An 18,161-nucleotide genomic window follows, 5' to 3' on the forward strand; every position below is an offset into this window, starting at 1 on the left:
ACACCATAAAGACTTTGAGTTTAGATTTAAAAATTAATGTTGGTTATAAGTGTTATTCTACAAATTGGTTTGTAACTAAGTGTAAGTATTAGTTTTTAAATTAAAAGCCGGAAGCTTCATCACTTTCGGCTTTTTCATTACGCTCGAATTATAAGATCTGTAATTCGATTAGGATAAAAGAAAAATAATAACAATGAATTTTTAAAATCATGAAGTTTAAAATTATTTTAGTGTTTTTTGTTCTTTTCAGCTCCTGTCATTCCTGGTCGCAGCGAATACAAGTGGAATCACCAAATAAAAAAATTATAGTGACTTTACATGCTACTGATTCTCAAAATCAGGGAGAATGGTATTTAAAAGTAAACTATCAAACAATTACTAATTTATCTGAAATAATTTCAAAAATAAGCCTGGGGCTTTCAAGAAGTGATCAGGATTTTTCAAAAGAACTTCGCTTTTTAAAAGCCACTAAACCGCGATTAATAAATGAACAGTATGAAATGCCTTATGGAAAAAAGGCGGTAAGGGAAAATACAGCAAATGAAATAATTGTTTCATTTGAAAATCCAAAAAAAGCAAAACTAAACCTGATCATACGAGCCTATAATGACGGAATTACTTTTCGTTATGAGTTTCCGGAGAAAAAGGGTTCTTTTACTATTAATGATGAATTTACAACCTATCAGATTCCAAAAGAACATAAACGATGGCTGGAGAAATGGAATGCGGCAAATGAAGGTTTGTATACCGTTTCCGATAATAATACGATAGCGCAACAAGAATGGTGTTATCCTGCACTATTTAATTCGGCAGATCAATCCTGCTGGTATTTGCTGCACGAAGCGGATCTGGATCGTACCTATTGCGGAACAAAATTAAGTAACACAAAAGACAGCAATAACTATAAACTTACGTTCCCCGATCCAAAAGATGGCAGAGGCAAAGGAGAATCTAAACCAGTTATTTCACTTCCGTGGAGATCGCCGTGGAGAGTTATTACTATAGGAAGTTTATCTGATATTGTAGAAAGCACTTTGATTGAAGATATTTCAACTCCAACTCGTCTTAAAACGACACAATGGATAAAACCGGGAAAAGTATCGTGGAATTACTGGTCGGGTAATCACGGAACTAAAGACTATAAAATAGTATGTGAGTTTGCTGATTTAGCTGAAAAAATGAATTGGCCGTACACGCTGTTGGACTGGGAATGGGATAGTATGACGAATGGCGGCAATTTGGAAGATGCCTTAAAGTACATTCATTCTAAAGGAATAAAACCATTGATGTGGTATAATTCGGGAGGTGATCATACATGGGTTCCCTCAACGCCAAAAGACAGAATGCTTACACACAAAAACAGGGTTGAAGAATTTACAAAGCTTAAAAAGCTTGGTGTTGCTGGCGTTAAAGTTGATTTTTTCGAAAGTGAAAAACAGGATATGATCCAATATTACTTGGATATTTTAGAAGATGCTGCCCAGTTTGAAATGATGGTTTATTTTCACGGCTGCATTGTACCTCGTGGCTGGTCACGTACTTATCCGAATTTAATGACTTACGAAGCTGTTCGTGGAGCAGAGTGGTATAATAACGGCCCTGAATTTTCGACTACAGCACCCGAACACAATACGATTTTGCCTTTTACAAGAAACGTAGTAGGAGCAATGGATTATACGCCTGTTACTTTTACGAATTCGCAATTTCCACACCATACTTCTTACGGGCATGAGTTGGCGCTTTCAGTCCTTTTTGAATCGCCATTGCAGCATTTAGCAGACAGACCTGAAGGTTACTATGAATTACCTGAAGAGGTTAAAACTTTTCTGAAAGAAGTACCAACAGCGTGGGATGATACAAAATTAATTGATGGATATCCAGGGCAGGACGTAACCATGGCGCGCAGAAAAGGAAATGCCTGGTATGTTGGAGGAATTAGTGCTTCTGAAAAGAAAGAGACAACGAAGAAACTCAGCTTTGTATTTTTAAAAGAGGGGGTTACTTATCGTGCGGTTGTAATAGCTGATGGCAATCACGACAAGGCTTTTGCATCACAGGTAATTACAGTGGATAAAAATTCAACTATCGATATTAAAGTCCTTCGAAGAGGAGGTTTTGCCATTTCATTAACGCCAAGAGATAAATAGGGTACCTATGAATAAGATTATTTGCATATTATTTTTAAGCTTTTTGTTTACTTCTGTGAAGGCGCAGCAGTATAAAAAACATGCCGTAAACAAGGATAAACTATCTATAGATTTAACTGAAGGAATCTTAAATATAATTCCGCTTACCGAAAAATCAATACGCGTTCAATATCAAATCGGAAATAAAAAAGAAGAGCAGGACTTTGTTTTGATAAATAAACCTGCCGTACCTCATTTTACATTAAAAGAAACAGCCAGTAGTTTAGAAATCAGTACAAAAAGTATTGTAGTTGCCTATAATAAAAAAACAGGCGTACTGACTTATAGCGATAAATCGGGTAAAGTTTTTCTGAGTGAAAAAGCAAATACAAGATTATTAAAACCTGATACTATTCTTGGGGAACCTTGTTTTATAGCTGAACAGGGTTTTGAATCTCCGCAAGATGAATATTTATTTGGGTTAGGGCAATTTCAGGACGGATTTTATAATCTAAAAAATACGACCCGAAAATTAATCCAGGTCAATACACAAATCGCCATTCCGTTTTTGGTATCGAGTAAGGGATATGGCTTACTGTGGAATCAATATGGACTGACGTATTTTAATCCGACCAATCAGGAGATTCCTTTGGTTAAGAATAGTAAAAATGAAGGTGAGAAAAAAGAAGTTGAAGTGACCACCACTTCGGGTACACAGAAAGTTTCACAACAGCAATCCCTCTATTCCGGAAATTTTTCTGTTTCCAAAGACGGAGAATACTCCATATTCCTTGATCTGGGAGACATGGATAGCCGTCATTTAGTATTGATTGATGGCATTGATGTAATCAATCAATCTAATTTATGGCTTCCTCCGGCAGTGGGTAAATTAGTTCACTTAAAGGCAGGGGAACATACAGTTAAAATAATTTGTAAATCGACTAATACACCCTCTCTTAGCTTAAAACTTTCTAATAACGAAACGGTTTTTAAATCTCCCAATGCAAAATCATTGGATTATGTTCTTTTTTCGGGAGATAATACAGACGAAATCATCGCCGGTTACCGCAATCTTACGGGTAATGTGCCAATGCTCCCAAAATGGGCGTTTGGATTTTGGCAATGCCGTGAGCGTTATACTTCGGGAGAGCATTTGGTTTCAACTATAAAAGAATTCAGAAAACGTAATTTACCTGTGGATGTAATCGTGCAGGATTGGCAGTATTGGGGTAAATATGGATGGGGCGTACCAAAGTTTGATGAAACCCATTATCCGGAACCTGAAAAATTCATAAAGGAAATTCACGATTTAAACACTCATTTTTCTATTTCTGTCTGGGAAAATTTAAATAAGGAATCCGAAATCGGAAAGGAATATGTGTCCAAAAAATTATTTATTCCGAACAGTCCGTGGATCGATATTTATAATCCCGAGACCCAGAAAACGCATTGGAATGCACTGGATAAAAATTTATTCAACCTTGGAGTAGATTCCTGGTGGATGGACGCAACAGAACCTGAAAATGATGCTTTAAAAGGCAAGCAGACTTATTTTGGATTGGGTGACTTTTACCGATTAACCTATCCCTTATTTGTCAGCAAAGCGGTTTATGAAGGTCAAAAAAATACGAACCCCGAAAAGAGAGTAGCCATTCTTACACGATCTGCTTTTTTAGGACAGCAGCGTTATGCTACCATCAATTGGTCGGGCGATATAGGCTGGGACTGGGACGCGTACAAACGTCAAATCGTTGCCGGATTAAATTACAATCTGACCGGAATGCCGTATTGGACTACTGATATAGGCGGTTTCTTTCGTCCGGGTCCGACTCAATACACTGATGAAAAGTATCATGAAATCCTGACGCGCTGGTTTCAGTGGGGTGTATTTAATCCGATATTTCGGATCCACGGTTATCAAACGGAAACCGAACCCTGGAAATACGGGGAAAAAGTGGAAAATAACATGCGATCCATGCTCAATTTAAGGTACCGACTGCTTCCGTACATCTATTCAGAAGCCTGGCAGATCACCAGGAATAATTCAACCTTGATGCGACCGCTGGTTATGGATTTCAGGGAGGACACGACTGCTGTCAGTACGGCCTATGAATATATGTTTGGTAAAGCATTTTTAATAGCCCCTGTTACTGCTCCCAGTGTTACTAATTGGAATGTTTACCTGCCAAAACAAAACGCCTGGTTTGATTTCTGGACCGGAAAACGCTTTGAAGGTGGACAAAACATATTTACTCCGGCACCATTGGATAAAATACCGGTTTTTGTAAAAGAAGGTTCAATTGTACCAATGGGAAATGTAATTCAGCATACAAATTCGAAACAAGATGAACTTGAACTTCGAATTTATACCGGTAAGGATGCGGTCTTTACGCTTTATAACGACGAAGGCGATAATTACAATTATGAAAAAGGAAAACACATTGAGATTCCGATTGTCTGGAACGAGGAAAATCAAACCCTGACGTTGGAAAAACAAAAAGGAGGTTATAAGAATCAAACGGCATTATACGCCATGAAAATTGTGTGGATCTCCGGGAATCAAAACGATACCATTTCTGAAACAATAAAGTATGTTGGCCAGAAAGTAATAGTAAAAAGACAAATTAATAAAAAATGATTTTGATACTATAATTACCTCAGCATTACCCATTAACTATACAAACCAAAAAAGATTACAATGAAAAACCAAACTAAACTTTTATTTGCACTACTCTGCTGTGTGTCAATGTTTAAAAGCACAGCACAAAATCCTATTATCAAAAATATTTTCACTGCCGATCCGGCACCAATTGTGCACAAAGGCACCTTGTATTTGTATACAGGACATGATGTCGCAACCGAGCAGGATACCAATTATAAAATGGCCGATTGGCGTGTGTACTCCACCACTGATATGGCTACCTGGAAAGACCATGGCTCACCGCTTTCGCCAAGTACCTTTTCCTGGGCCACCGGCGATGCTTATGCAGCACAATGTATCGAGCGAAAAGGAAAGTTTTATTGGTTCGTTTCTACCTTTCATAAAAAAGATGAAGTGAGCGGAGGCGGCGCAGCAATAGGTGTTGCCGTTTCTGACAGTCCGACGGGTCCTTTTAAGGATGCCATTGGAAAAGCACTCATTATTAACGAAATGACTACCGACATGAAGTATGCCTGGGATGATATTGACCCGACGGTTTTTGTGGATGATGATGGTCAGGCGTATATGTTTTGGGGAAATGGAAGCTGTAAATGGGTAAAACTGAAAAAGAACATGATTGAACTGGATGGCGAGATTACCACTTTCAAACCTAAAAATTATATCGAAGGGCCGTGGGTTTGTAAACGCAAAGGAATTTATTATTTAGTCTATGCCAGTGCAGGAACAAAACCTGAAATGATTGAATATTGTACTGCCAAAAGTCCAACGGGACCATGGACTTATCAGGGTATTATTCAGGAAAACGTATCGAACAGTTTTACGACACATCCGGGTATAATTGATTACAAAGGCAAATCATACTTTTTTTATCACAACGGAAGCCTGCCTACAGGTGGAAGCTACAGACGTTCGGTTTGTGTAGACTATATGTATTACAATGAGGACGGAACTATTCAAAAAGTTATACAAACTACTGACGGTGTCAGCAAAATCAAGTAAAAAATACAATCTCAATTTAAAGTTTGATATCCAATAAAAAAAATAAATATGATTAGAAATAAGACATATACAAAGAAAAGTTTTCTCATAATTCAGGTTTTGGTCCTGGCGATTTTGATGATTGTTCCGATTTTGGGAATGAGTCAAAATAAAAAGAAAACAGAAAAATCAGAGTCTAAAAGTCCTCAATACCGCAATCTTTTCAAGGAAGCCGGTTATAGTCAGGTTGAAATAGATCAGAAATTAGCTAAAGCTTATTATGATGTTTTTGAAGGACCTAACAAAGTTTATTTCGAAGAAGGCGATTCTTTAGGCTATGTTTCGGATGTCAAAAATAAAGATGCCCGTACCGAAGGAATGTCGTATGGTATGATGGTTGCCGTTCAGCTCAACAAAAAGGAGGTTTTTGACCGTATCTGGAGATGGTCGATTAAATACATGCAGCATCAGGACGGACCCCGAGAAGGTTATTTTGCGTGGAGTGTCAATCCGGAAACGAAGAAACAAAATTCGGCTGGTTCTGCTTCAGACGGAGAATTGTATTATGTAACTAGTTTACTTTTTGCTTCGAACAGATGGGGCAATGATACCGGAATACATTATTACAACGAAGCCAGAAGAATATTGGATGCCATGTGGAAAAAAGACGGTACCGGGAATGTTCATAACATCATCAATACCGAACACAAGCAAATATCCTTCGTACCGGAAGGAGGCGGTTATAACTGGACAGATCCATCTTATCATGTTCCGGCATTTTACGAAATATGGGCCTTGTATGCTAAAGATGGTCACGAGCAGTTTTATAGAGAATGTGCCGATGTTTCCCGTAATTTTTTACATAAAGCTACCCATCCGGTAACGGGACTAAATTCAGATTATACCGAATTTACCGGAGAACCACATCCTACACCCTGGATGCCGGGAGGATTTCGTTACGATTCCTGGCGTGTGCCTATGAACATCGCCATGGATTATACCTGGTACGGAAAAGATAAAAAGTGGCAGGAAGAGTATGCCCGAAAATTCCAGAATTTTCTAAGATCAAAAGGGTTAGACACTTTTGACGATCAGTTTAATCTGGATGGTTCTAAACCGGATTTTATTCTGCAGGCCGGGCCGGTTAAAAAACTCAGACATTCCATCGGATTGGTAGGAACTTCGGCTACAGCTTCACTAGTCAATCCCGATAAAAAAAGTATGGATTTTGTTCACGCGCTTTGGAAAGTGAAGCTTGAGCCTTATGAAGATGGTTATTTTGATCCGTATTATGATGGCTTAATGTATCTCTTTAGTTTAATGCATTTAAGTGGTAATTATCAAATTATAAATCCGACAGTTAAATAAATTTTAAACTTAAAAAATAAGAATATGAAACAGTATACAGTTGTGCTCTTATGGGCTTTAATTTTATCAGGGTTTACTGGTTTTTCACAAACCAATACAACTATTACCGAAGATTTTAAACCTTCAACTGTCAATCAGCCCGGACAGGAATATCCGCAAGTCAATTCTCAGGGTTATGCCAGATTTCAAATTATGGCTCCCGAGGCAAAATCTGTTGTGGTAAGTTTGGGATTAGGAGGTGCAAAAGGAGGTACCACCCTTACCAAAGGGGAAGATGGTTTGTGGAGAGGCACTACCGCCGGCGCCATGGACGAAGGATTTCATTACTATCATGTTACAGTTGACGGAGGCGTTTTTAACGATCCGGGCGCACTTAATTTCTACGGTTCTACCCGTTGGGAAAGCGGAATTGAAATTCCGGCCCACGATCAGGATTTTTATGCCCTGAAAAATGTGCCGCACGGAAATGTACAGCAAATTCTTTTTCCTTCAAAAAGCACCAATACCTCACGCAGAGCTTATGTTTACACACCGCCAGGTTATGATAAAGAAAAAGCAAAAAAATATCCGGTCTTGTATTTACAACATGGCTGGGGAGAAGACGAGACCGCCTGGAGCAACCAGGGACGTGTTAATTTGATTATGGATAATTTGATTGCAGAAGGTAAAATAAAGCCATTCCTGATCGTAATGACCTACGGAATGACGAATGAAATTAAATATGGTGGTTTGGCAAGTTTTAAAATAGAACCCTTTCAGACGGTTGTTACAGAGGAGTTAATTCCGTATGTGGATTCAAATTTCCGTGCCCTTGCCAATCAGACGAATCGTGCCATGGCCGGTTTATCTATGGGAGGTATGGAAACAAAATCGATCACCTTAAACAAACCGGAAGTTTTCTCTCACTATGCACTGCTGAGTGGTGGAACTTATAAACCGGAAGACATTAAAGACAAATCAAAAGTCAAACTGATCTTTTTAAGCTGTGGTAGTAAAGAGCGTCCTGATGGTATTAAAGAAGCTGTGTCAAATCTTAAGACTGCTGGTTTTAATGCTGTTCCCTATATTTCTGAAAACACCGGACATGAATTTCAAACGTGGCGTCGCAGCTTTAAAGAATTAGCACCGCTTTTGTTTAAAGACTAATGATGCAGGATTACTAATCCACCCATTAAATATACAGTATCTGGCGGTGAATTTTATTAGCCCCAAAACATGACATTAAACAATTCACCAGTCCAGATACTTGTTGTTGGCTTAATAATTAAATATAAAATTATGTATAAACTTAATAGCATGTTAATGGTTATTTTCAATAAGATTTTATTGAAGGAAGTGCTTCTGTTTTGTTGTTTGTTCGGTCTTGCAAATAAGTCATTTTCTCAAACTTTAGTATTAAATGAAAAAGAATATTTTGAGACTCCCGGATTGAATGTCTGGGTTTTTAATAATGAATACAACGGAATGTTTTTCGACGAAAAAACGGCCGGAATAGAGTTTATTCATCATGGTGTCAGAACGGTAACGGGTGGTGCCATCAGGTTGCAGAATACACCGGAACAATGGGATTTAATTCCAAAGATGATCAATCGAAAAGTTGACAAGGCAAAGAATAGCATTGAAGTCACATTGCGGTATGAGGAATTTAATTTTGATTCCAAAATCATCGTAACACCAAAAGGAAAAGGTTTTGTTATCGATGTTGTATTAGAAAACCCGGTTCCAAAAGTTTTAGAAGGCAGGGCAGGATTTAATATGGAATTTATACCGACTTCTTATTTTGAAAGTAATTATGTTGTAGATGGAAAAGCGGGAACTTTTCCGAGATATCCTGCAAGCAACACTGAAATTAAGCCGTTGGCTGAAAAAATCCCTCAATTTGCCGGACATACTACCTTTGACGATCGTGGAAGAAATGAATTTATAGCGACGCTTCCTTTAGAATCGGGTAAGAGTTTCATCTTTGCGCCCGAAAACCCGGAGCGCACCGTCAAAATTCAATCAGAAAATCAAGATGTAATGCTTTTTGATGGAAGAAATTTGGGGCAAAATGGCTGGTTTATAGCCAGAAGTATTCTTCCGTCAAACAAAAAAGGAAAAGTAATGACCTGGTATGTAGAACCTAATGCAATCCCGAATTGGAAAAGAGAACCCGTTATTGGGTTTTCGCAAGTGGGGTACATGCCTAGCCAAAAGAAAGTAGCGGTTGTCGAACTTGATAAAAGTGATAAAGCGTTGAGTACGGCATCGATTTTTAAACTTGGTGCGGATGGAAAATTTACAGAGAAATTAAAAGCAGAAGTCAAGGTTTGGGGAAATTATCTCAGATATAATTATGCTCAGATTGATTTTAGCACTGTCAAAGAAAAAGGGCTTTATTATATCCAGTATGGAGATCAAAAAACAAATACTTTTCAGATAGAAGATGATATTTATAAAAACATTTGGCATCCTACTATGGACGTTTGGTTTCCGGTTCAGATGGATCATATGGAAGTAAATGAGGCGTACAGAGTGTGGCATGGAAGACCGTTTTTAGATGATTGTCTTCAGGCACCAGTCAATCACGAACACTTTGATGGTTATAAGCAAGGTCCAACAACTGAAACAAAATACAAACCTTTAGAACGTATTCCGGGAATGTCAGTAGGAGGTTGGTTTGATGCCGGCGATTTTGACATACAAACTTTTTCACATGTAAGCGTCATCAATAGTTTTGTAGAATCGTGGGAAGCATTCAAAGTAAACAGGGATGAAACCTATATCGATCAAAAAACACAATTTGTAGACATTCACCGTCCGGATGGTCAACCCGATATGCTGCAGCAAATCGAGCACGGCGTTTTGAACCTTGTGGCACAAGTAGAAAATATTGGACATCCTGTAAGAGGGATCGTTGTACCCAATCTGCATCAGTACCATCATTTGGGAGATGCTTCAACCGAAACCGATAATCTGCCCTATAATCCCGCTCTTAAACCTTTTGAATCTAATGGTGTTTCCAGCGGTACAAAAGATGACAGATGGGCCTTTACCAATCGAAGTTCATTTTTGGATTTCAGAACTGCAGGAGCATTGGCATCTGCAAGCAGAGCTCTTAAAGGTTATAATGATGAACTTGCTGCTAAATGTTTAACTCTTGCTAAAAAGCTGACGAACGAAGCAACTGAAATAGATAAAAAGGCAAAACCGGATAACAGTCCAATGTCGAGATGGGGTAAAGGGAGTGATATGATTGCTATCCTGCAACTCTACTTAAGCACAAAAGATGCACAGTATAAAAAAGGTTTTGAAGATAAAATATGGACGCTGCTGGATGATAATATAGATTTTAATATGAACCCGGCACTATTGGCTGTTTCTTCTATGGATGCTGGTTACAAGCAAAAATTACGTGGTTATGTAATCAAGTATAAAGAGAAAATGGACAAGGAAAATGCTGACAATCCGTATGGCGTGCCGATTGCAAAGAGAGGCTGGGGAGGTAGTTCGCAGGTTATTAACTGGGCAAGTACGAATTATTATATTCATAAAATTTACCCTGATATCATGGACAAAGAAAGTGTTTATCAGGGACTGAATTATGTTTTAGGCTGTCATCCGTATTCTAATTTATCTTTTGTAAATGCGGTCGGAAACAGATCCAAAAAAGTCGCTTATGGAGGCAATCGCGCGGATTTTACCACAATTGCCGGCGGAGTGGTTCCCGGACTTATTTTCCTTAAACCGGATTATCTTGAGAACAAAGACGACTGGCCATTTTTCTGGGGAGAAAATGAATGTATTATAGATGGCGGCGCGTGGTATGTTTTTCTGGCGAATGCTGTAAATGATTTGGCTAAGGAGAAATAGTGAATTTTACCGCAAGGTGCGCAAAGACATTACGCAAAGACCGCAAAGGTTTAGGCCGGGTCAATCACATACAGCTTTGCGAACTTAAAAGACAACGTAAACACAACGACCAAAAAAACTTTGCGTGCTTTGCGGTAAAATTAACTGCAAGCATAGGAAGCAAATAGGTTGAACTAAAAAAACAATAAATATGAAACAATTTTTAAATATTACCCTATTAATTTCCTGCTTGTGCTTTGAAACAAGCTGGAGTCAGGAGGCACAAATTGTCGAAGATTTTAAACCTTCATCCGTTAATCAGGCAGATAAACAATTTCCACAGGTTAATTCACAGCGACGTGTACGTGCCAGTATTTTGGCGCCTGGTGCAAATAAAGTACAGCTTGATCTTAGCGGAGTGAAATACGATATGCGAAAAGATGCGAATGGCGTCTGGACCGGAGAGTCGAATCCGCAGGATGAAGGATTTCATTATTATCAGCTAAATGTAGACGGCGCTTCAGTTCCGGATCCGGGAAGTTTGTATTTCTATGGTGTCGGAAGATGGGGTAGTGGAATAGAAATTCCGTCGGGAGATCAGGATTTTTTTGCGTTGAAAAATGTACCTCACGGTTTGATTAGTGAAAATATTTACTTCTCAAAACTAACCAATTCTTTTAGACGCTGTTTTATTTATACACCTCCGGGTTATACTGAAAATACAAAAACACGTTATCCGGTATTGTATTTACAACACGGGAGTTTTGAAGACGAAACAGGCTGGTCAGCACAGGGGAAAGCAAATTTAATTTTAGATAATTTGATTGCTTCAAAACAGGCAAACCGTATGATTGTTGTTATGGATAATGGCTATGCTTATAAACCGCAAAGCAAAGAATCAAAGGATAAAAAAGAGCGCCCGGAATCTATATTTGAAGATGTACTTATTACCGAAGTTATTCCGATGATCGATGCCAAGTTTCGTACGATAGCCAGTCGCGAACACAGAGCGATCGCCGGTCTTTCGATGGGAGCCAATCAGACGATGCGTATTATGATGAACCATCTGGATACTTTTTCCTATTATGGCGGATTTAGCGGTACAGCCAATTATCCGAGTATAGATCCTATTGATGCTAATAGTTTTTTAGAAGGAAAATATAAAGATGGCAATGTGCTAAATAAAAAAATCAAGCTTTTTTGGTTAGGATTAGGCACAAAAGAACCTAGTCCTTTTCCTAAATCAATTGGGGCATTTAAAACGATGTTAGACCAACAGGGAATTAAATATGTCTATTATGAATCGCCTGAAACAGCTCATGAATGGCTTACGTGGCGCAGGTGTTTAAATCAGTTTGCTTCTAAATTATTCAAATAACATTAGAATAACCAAAACCAAAACAAATTGGAGGTAATAATAAGGGAATTAGAAATTAAAAACATGAAGAGAGTTTTATTCATCGCAGTACTTATAATCAATGTAAAAACTGCCTTTGGACAAACAACAACTGATAGTATAAAAACGCACAGGCTTTCTCCTGTAACGGTTGAAGGAAGCCGAATACCACAAGATATTCTGCGACTGGAACCTATTCAGGCAACTTACATTTTTTCTGGAAAAAAGACTGAAGTAATTGATATGTTACAAAAGAATGTTGCCCTGACAGAGAAATATGCCAGACAGATTTTCGCAAAAGTACCCGGTCTTTTTGTTTACGATATGGATGGTACTGGCAATCAGGTAAATATTTCTACTCGTGGACTTGACGCGCATCGTAGTTGGGAATTTAATATGCGTAAAGACGGTATTATCACGAACTCTGACATGTATGGTTATCCTGCAAGTCATTACAATATTCCAATGGAAGCTGTTGAACGAATTGAATTAGTACGCGGTACAGGCTCGTTGCAATACGGAGCACAGTTTGGCGGTATGCTCAACTATATCAGCAAACAGCCTGATACGACTAAGAAAATTACTTTTGAAACCATTAATACTATGGGTTCATACGGCTTGGTAAGTACATTCAACAGTATATCAGGTAAAATAGGGAAATTTCGCTATTCTGCCTGGATTAATGGAAAATGGATAACAGGATATAGGGAAAACAGCGATTCAAGTTTTGATGCCGAACAAGTTTCACTTTATTATGATGCTTCAAAAGATTTAACTTTCAAATTAGAGTGGACACATTCCAATTATATTACGCATATACCGGGACCGCTAACCGATAGTATGTTTCATGCCCACCCTCAAATGTCAACACGTTCCCGAAATTATTATCAGCCAAACATTCATATTCCATCTTTAACAGCGGACTGGAATGTTACTTCTTCAACAAAATTGCGATTGACAACTTCAGCTGTGATTGGAGCAAGAAACAGTGTAATGTTTGACAGACCGGCTAATATTGCCGATACTATTGTACCCGCTACACTTCAGTATAACAATCGACAAGTAGATATTGATCACTTTAATAGTTATACTACAGAGTTACGAATGCTTCATTCTTATAAGCTTTTACGCCAAACAAGCGCACTGACAACAGGTATTCAGTACATGAACAATGACCTGCACCGTCAACAGCAAGGCAAAGGAACAACAGGAACCGATTTTGATTTATCGCTTGTAACACCAGGCTGGGGCAGAGACCTTCATTATAAAACAAGCAACATGGCATTATTTGCCGAGAACCGATTTTTGTTAACAAGGAAGTTTTCAATCAATCCCGGAGTCAGAATGGAAATTGGGGAAACCAACATGACAGGTACAACGACTTATTATTCCGATGCAGAATTGCCAAACAAAATCAAACATAATTTTCCTCTGTTTGGTGTAAGTACGCAATATGATGTAACGAACGAAATCAATATTTATGGAGGTTGGTCACAGGCTTACCGACCTGTTATTTTCAAAGATATTATTCCGCAATCTGTTTATGAAGTAAGCAACAAAAACCTCAAAGATGCTTACGGTTATAATGCCGAAATTGGTTTTAGAGGCAAATGGAAATTTTTAAAATGGGATGCAACAGGATTTTATCTGCAATATAACAACCGTTTAGGAACTCTTGTCCAAACCGATACAGCAAACAATCTGATAATTTTCAGAACCAATATTGGAGATTCGCAAACAGCAGGACTTGAATTCTTTTTGCAGGGAGATTTTTCTTTGGGTAAAAAAACGAGCTTATCGTTGTTTACATCAACTTCTTATATGGATGCACGCTATAAGGATGCTGTGATAAGATCAGGCAACACTAATGTTGATGTTAGCGGAAATAAAGTTGAAAGTGTTCCTGCATGGATTAGCAGAAACGGAATTACATTTCGGTATTCGCAAGTTAGTTTCTCTGCACTTTATAGTTATACTTCTGAGAGTTTCGCTGATGCACTGAACACTGTTACGCCTTCTGCAAGTGGTGCGGTAGGTTTAGTTGATGCTTATCAGTTGCTGGACTTAAATCTCGCAATTCGACTGACAGCAAATATAAAATTGCAATTTAACGTCAGCAATGTTTTAAACGAACACTATTTTACGAAAAGGCCACAATTTTATCCCGGACCAGGTGTTTGGCCATCAGACGGTAGGACGTTTTCAGGAACGGTATCTATAAAAATATAAAAAAAGGATAAAGTTAAGGGAGTAGAACTGTTCCAAAGAGGTATAGGTATTTACGAATTTTTGTGTATTATTAATAACCCAGTGAGCGATTATTTGGTTGTTTTTATCTAACGACAAACTCAAAATACCATTACAGGTTATTTTCTGGCTTGCATCCGTGTTATTTCAGGAAATGGAATATTTACCAATCAAATCCTGTATAGGATCCCTGTTTCATCACAATAAAAAATTGACTTATGTACTTACAGTTTGTATTTTTGCCCTTATGAATGATAATTTTATAAATGAATATTTTGGGATAGGAATACAAAATGGTAAAACACCTGAAAATTTGGGTGTTTTGTGGCGATCCGCTCAAAACTTAGGTGCTACTTTTATATTTACCATAGGTAATCGATATGCCAAACAAGCCTCTGATACTCATGATGCGGTAAAAGCAATTCCTTATTTTCATTATGATACTTTTGAAGCTTTTTTTGAAAACTTACCTAAAGGAGCGCGATTGGTTGGTGTTGAATTAGATGAAAAAGCTTCCGATTTAGAGACCTTTGAACATCCAAGACGTTGTGTTTATTTATTAGGGGCAGAAGATCATGGTTTATCCAAAAAAGTAATGGCTAAATGTCATCATTTAGTGAAATTTAAATCAGAAAAAAGTTTAAATGTAGCCGTGGCAGGAACTATTATTATGTACGACAGAAACTTGCCTAAACCACGTTCATAAAACAAAACTTTATTTTTATTTGATCTCCGATATCCGATGATTTCGGACTGAATTTCAAAAACAAATCTAGTTTAACCGCTCAATACTTTCCATTCTTAAACAATATTCGGTTCCCAAATAAAGAGGGTTTCCATGTTTTTCGGACCAAAAACCATCAAGTACATCTTTGGTTATACATCGGTAAACAGCAACTCCTTTAAAGGTTTTGTTGTTTTCTCCCTTGTAGTTAAAATTTATTGCCAGAATATTATCCTTAAAGAAGCCGTAACCTTTTTGTTCTTGTGTATTGTTGATGACCCAATGCGCGATAATTCGATTGTTTTTATCTAACGACAAACTCAAAATACCTTTATAAGTTATTTCCTGGCTCTCGTCCTGATTACTTCCGGAAATTGAATATTTACCAATTAAATCTTGTGTAGTCATTTATTTCCCGATGCAGAAATTAGCAAAAATATTCCCTAACAATTCGTCGTTGCTGACCTGACCCGTAATAAGTCCAAATTGGTATAAAGCCTCTCGAATATCAAGAGCAATCAAGTCACTTGAAAGATTCGTTTCCAGACCGAATTTCACTTTTTGTATTTCATCTAAAGCTTTTAATAAAGAATCGTAATGTCTTGTATTTGTTACAATTGTTTCGTTATTTCGCAAAGCTCCGGTATTAACAAAAGATAGTAACTGATTTTTTAATTCATCAACTCCAATATTTTCTTTTGCAGAAAGCATTAAGATTTCAGGAATATCAGATTTTAAGTTTGCAATTTCAATTTCGGATAGCTTATCAGATTTATTTCCTATAACAACTAAAGGTTTTAGAGGAAATTGATTTTTAATTTTTTCAAGCTCCACTTTTAATTTCAAGCCCGAAACTTTAAACTCTGAACTATCAAATAAGAAAATAACAACTTGAGCCTGCTCTATTTTTTCAAAAGTCTTTTTAATTCCGATGCTTTCTACTACATCCTTTGTCTCACGAATTCCGGCTGTATCAATAAATCTAAAACCAATTCCGCCAATCACTAATTCATCTTCTATGGTATCGCGTGTAGTTCCGGCAATGTCAGAAACAATGGCGCGTTCTTCGTTTAAAAGAGCATTTAGCAAAGTTGATTTACCTACGTTTGGTTCTCCCACAATGGCAACCGGAATACCATTTTTAATTACGTTTCCAACAGCAAATGAATCAATTAAACGTTTAAGGACAAATTCGATTCGGTTTAATAATTCGTGAAATTGAGTTCTGTCTGCAAATTCTACGTCTTCTTCGGCAAAATCAAGTTCTAATTCAATTAGTGAAGCGAAATTTAAAAGTTCTTCACGTAGCTTGGCAATTTCATTACTAAAGCCACCACGCATTTGCTGCATGGCAATTTGATGCGAAGCTTCGTTATCTGACGAAATCAAATCAGCAACAGCTTCTGCTTGTGATAAATCTAATTTTCCGTTCAGAAAAGCTCTCAGTGTAAATTCTCCGGCATCGGCCATTCTGCAACCTTTTCTCAATAATAACTGAATAATTTGCTGTTGAATATAAGTTGATCCGTGACACGAAATTTCAATCGTATCTTCACCTGTATATGAGTTTGGTCCTTTGAAAACAGAAACTAATACTTCGTCAAGTGTTTTTGAATCATCTATAATATGACCCAAATGCAAAGTATGTGTTTTTTGCTTCGTTAAGTCTTTGTTTTTGATGGATTTAAAAACAGAATTTCCGATCGTAATGGCTTCGGAACCTGAAATACGAATGATAGCAATAGCTCCAGCTCCGGATGGAGTGGCTAATGCAACTATAGAATCTTGATTTATCATGCTGCAAAGGTATAAAAAAAGGGATAAAGTTTAGAAATTGAAATAGTGTGCCAATGCTATTTTGAGTTTTAAAATATTCAAACAATTAAGAAATTATTAACTGTTAAATAACTGATAATTATCAAGCTAATTTGTTTTTATAATGATTAAATTTGAGTAACTAACCCTTAAAAGCGAAACAAAATGAAAAAGATATTATTTCCAACCGATTTTTCTGAAGCCGCTACAAATGCTTTTATTCATGCTTTGGAATTTGCAAAGATTGTCGACGCCGAACTTATTTTGTTGCATACTTTCGAGATTCCGGTTTATGACAGCCAGTTCTTTCCTGAAAATTACGCTTCTATTTACAGCTCAATAGAATTGGCTAAGTTTGAAATGTTTAAAGATGAAATTCCAAAATTGAGAACAATAGCCATTGAAAGAAATTTAGAAGATATAGTAATCAAACATCGTTTAATGGATGGTGATCTGATTTATAACTTAAAAAATGCTGTCGAAGAAGACAAAATTGATTTTGTAATAATGGGCACAACTGGTGTTTCAGACTGGACCAAGTTTTTTACAGGATCTAATACAAATTCGGTAATTTCAGAAGTTAAGGTACCTGTTTTGTGCATTCCTGTAACAGCAAAATTCAATAAAATAAAAATTATTGGTTTCACTACACGTTATCGTGAAAAAGATAAAGTCGAGCTCAAAAAAGTTTTGGAGATCGCCAGAAAAACGAATGCAAAAGTTAAAAGCTTGTATGTTAAAACTTCAAATTCAGATGTTTCTGATGTTACTTTTAAAGAATGGGAAAGAGAGTTTGCAAATGATAATGTAGAGTTTTTAGTATTACCAAGTGATGATGTAAAAGAAACTATTCTTGATTTTATTCTTTATAAAGATATTGACATACTGACAACGATTACACACAAACGATCTTTCTTTGAAGGTATTTTTGATTCCGGATTTACAAAAAAAATTGCCAAAGAAGTTTCGGTTCCTGTTTTGGTCATGCATGAAAATCAATAAAAATCGAACTAT

Annotated in this window: 12 protein-coding genes; 10 read left to right on the top strand and 2 right to left on the bottom strand. The window is 37.2% G+C overall.

Annotation, left to right across the window (positions count from 1 at the left end; translation table 11 throughout):
* The first annotated feature begins 209 nt into the window (after positions 1-209).
* The 9 genes from AC6CH4_RS12300 (at position 210) to AC6CH4_RS12340 (ending at position 15,314) form a co-directional block, all read left to right on the top strand.
* Positions 210-2,147, top strand: coding sequence for a glycoside hydrolase family 97 protein (locus tag AC6CH4_RS12300; protein ID WP_498103370.1), 1,938 nt, complete (start codon positions 210-212; stop codon positions 2,145-2,147).
* 7 nt (positions 2,148-2,154) lie between these two features.
* On the top strand, positions 2,155-4,764 hold the full coding sequence (locus AC6CH4_RS12305) for a glycoside hydrolase family 31 protein (protein WP_498103371.1): 2,610 nt from the start codon (positions 2,155-2,157) through the stop codon (positions 4,762-4,764).
* Positions 4,765-4,824: 60 nt separating this feature from the next.
* The gene (locus AC6CH4_RS12310) at positions 4,825-5,787 is read left to right on the top strand and encodes a glycoside hydrolase family 43 protein (RefSeq protein WP_498103372.1); all 963 of its coding nucleotides are present in this window, start codon (positions 4,825-4,827) and stop codon (positions 5,785-5,787) included.
* A gap of 48 nt (positions 5,788-5,835) precedes the next feature.
* The gene (locus tag AC6CH4_RS12315; protein WP_498103373.1) at positions 5,836-7,134 is read left to right on the top strand and encodes a family 8 glycosyl hydrolase; all 1,299 of its coding nucleotides are present in this window, start codon (positions 5,836-5,838) and stop codon (positions 7,132-7,134) included.
* 24 nt (positions 7,135-7,158) lie between these two features.
* Positions 7,159-8,280 carry an alpha/beta hydrolase-fold protein gene (locus AC6CH4_RS12320; protein WP_498103374.1) on the top strand — a complete coding sequence of 374 codons (1,122 nt, stop codon included), beginning with the start codon at positions 7,159-7,161 and terminating at the stop codon, positions 8,278-8,280.
* A 132-nt stretch (positions 8,281-8,412) separates the two neighbouring features.
* Complete coding sequence (locus AC6CH4_RS12325) at positions 8,413-10,986, top strand: glycoside hydrolase family 9 protein (protein WP_498103375.1); 2,574 nt, start codon at positions 8,413-8,415, stop codon at positions 10,984-10,986.
* 190 nt (positions 10,987-11,176) lie between these two features.
* A complete protein-coding gene (locus tag AC6CH4_RS12330) occupies positions 11,177-12,343 on the top strand; it encodes an alpha/beta hydrolase-fold protein (RefSeq protein WP_498103376.1) in 1,167 nt (388 codons plus the stop codon).
* Positions 12,344-12,406: 63 nt separating this feature from the next.
* Positions 12,407-14,590, top strand: a complete 2,184-nt coding sequence (locus AC6CH4_RS12335) for a TonB-dependent receptor family protein (RefSeq protein ID WP_498103377.1) — start codon at positions 12,407-12,409, stop codon at positions 14,588-14,590.
* A 265-nt stretch (positions 14,591-14,855) separates the two neighbouring features.
* Positions 14,856-15,314: an RNA methyltransferase gene (locus AC6CH4_RS12340; protein WP_498103404.1), complete on the top strand. Its 459-nt coding sequence runs from the start codon at positions 14,856-14,858 to the stop codon at positions 15,312-15,314.
* Between the two features lie 66 nt (positions 15,315-15,380).
* On the opposite strand, the gene AC6CH4_RS12345 is transcribed toward AC6CH4_RS12340, so the two are convergent.
* Together AC6CH4_RS12345 and mnmE are read right to left on the bottom strand one after the other, a co-directional pair.
* On the bottom strand, positions 15,381-15,740 hold the full coding sequence (locus AC6CH4_RS12345) for a hypothetical protein (protein ID WP_498103378.1): 360 nt from the start codon (positions 15,738-15,740) through the stop codon (positions 15,381-15,383).
* Positions 15,741-17,129, bottom strand: coding sequence for a tRNA uridine-5-carboxymethylaminomethyl(34) synthesis GTPase MnmE (gene mnmE, locus AC6CH4_RS12350; protein WP_375032332.1), 1,389 nt, complete (start codon positions 17,127-17,129; stop codon positions 15,741-15,743).
* Between the two features lie 183 nt (positions 17,130-17,312).
* Here mnmE and AC6CH4_RS12355 point away from each other — a divergent pair, with 183 nt between their 5' ends.
* Entirely contained in the window at positions 17,313-18,149 is an 837-nt protein-coding gene (locus AC6CH4_RS12355; protein WP_498103379.1) for a universal stress protein, read from the top strand.
* Positions 18,150-18,161 lie beyond the last annotated feature (12 nt).

The organism is Flavobacterium sp. GQ95 (assembly GCF_059758655.1).

Bases quoted from the DNA above. Each gene is read 5' to 3' on its own strand.
- AC6CH4_RS12315 (WP_498103373.1), top strand. From the start codon at position 5,836: ATGATTAGAAATAAGACATATACAAAGAAAAGTTTTCTCATAATTCAG.
- AC6CH4_RS12320 (WP_498103374.1), top strand. From the start codon at position 7,159: ATGAAACAGTATACAGTTGTGCTCTTATGGGCTTTAATTTTATCAGGG.
- mnmE (WP_375032332.1), bottom strand. From the start codon at position 17,129: ATGATAAATCAAGATTCTATAGTTGCATTAGCCACTCCATCCGGAGCT.
- AC6CH4_RS12330 (WP_498103376.1), top strand. From the start codon at position 11,177: ATGAAACAATTTTTAAATATTACCCTATTAATTTCCTGCTTGTGCTTT.
- AC6CH4_RS12310 (WP_498103372.1), top strand. From the start codon at position 4,825: ATGAAAAACCAAACTAAACTTTTATTTGCACTACTCTGCTGTGTGTCA.
- AC6CH4_RS12335 (WP_498103377.1), top strand. From the start codon at position 12,407: ATGAAGAGAGTTTTATTCATCGCAGTACTTATAATCAATGTAAAAACT.
- AC6CH4_RS12355 (WP_498103379.1), top strand. From the start codon at position 17,313: ATGAAAAAGATATTATTTCCAACCGATTTTTCTGAAGCCGCTACAAAT.
- AC6CH4_RS12340 (WP_498103404.1), top strand. From the start codon at position 14,856: ATGAATGATAATTTTATAAATGAATATTTTGGGATAGGAATACAAAAT.
- AC6CH4_RS12305 (WP_498103371.1), top strand. From the start codon at position 2,155: ATGAATAAGATTATTTGCATATTATTTTTAAGCTTTTTGTTTACTTCT.
- AC6CH4_RS12345 (WP_498103378.1), bottom strand. From the start codon at position 15,740: ATGACTACACAAGATTTAATTGGTAAATATTCAATTTCCGGAAGTAAT.
- AC6CH4_RS12325 (WP_498103375.1), top strand. From the start codon at position 8,413: ATGTATAAACTTAATAGCATGTTAATGGTTATTTTCAATAAGATTTTA.
- AC6CH4_RS12300 (WP_498103370.1), top strand. From the start codon at position 210: ATGAAGTTTAAAATTATTTTAGTGTTTTTTGTTCTTTTCAGCTCCTGT.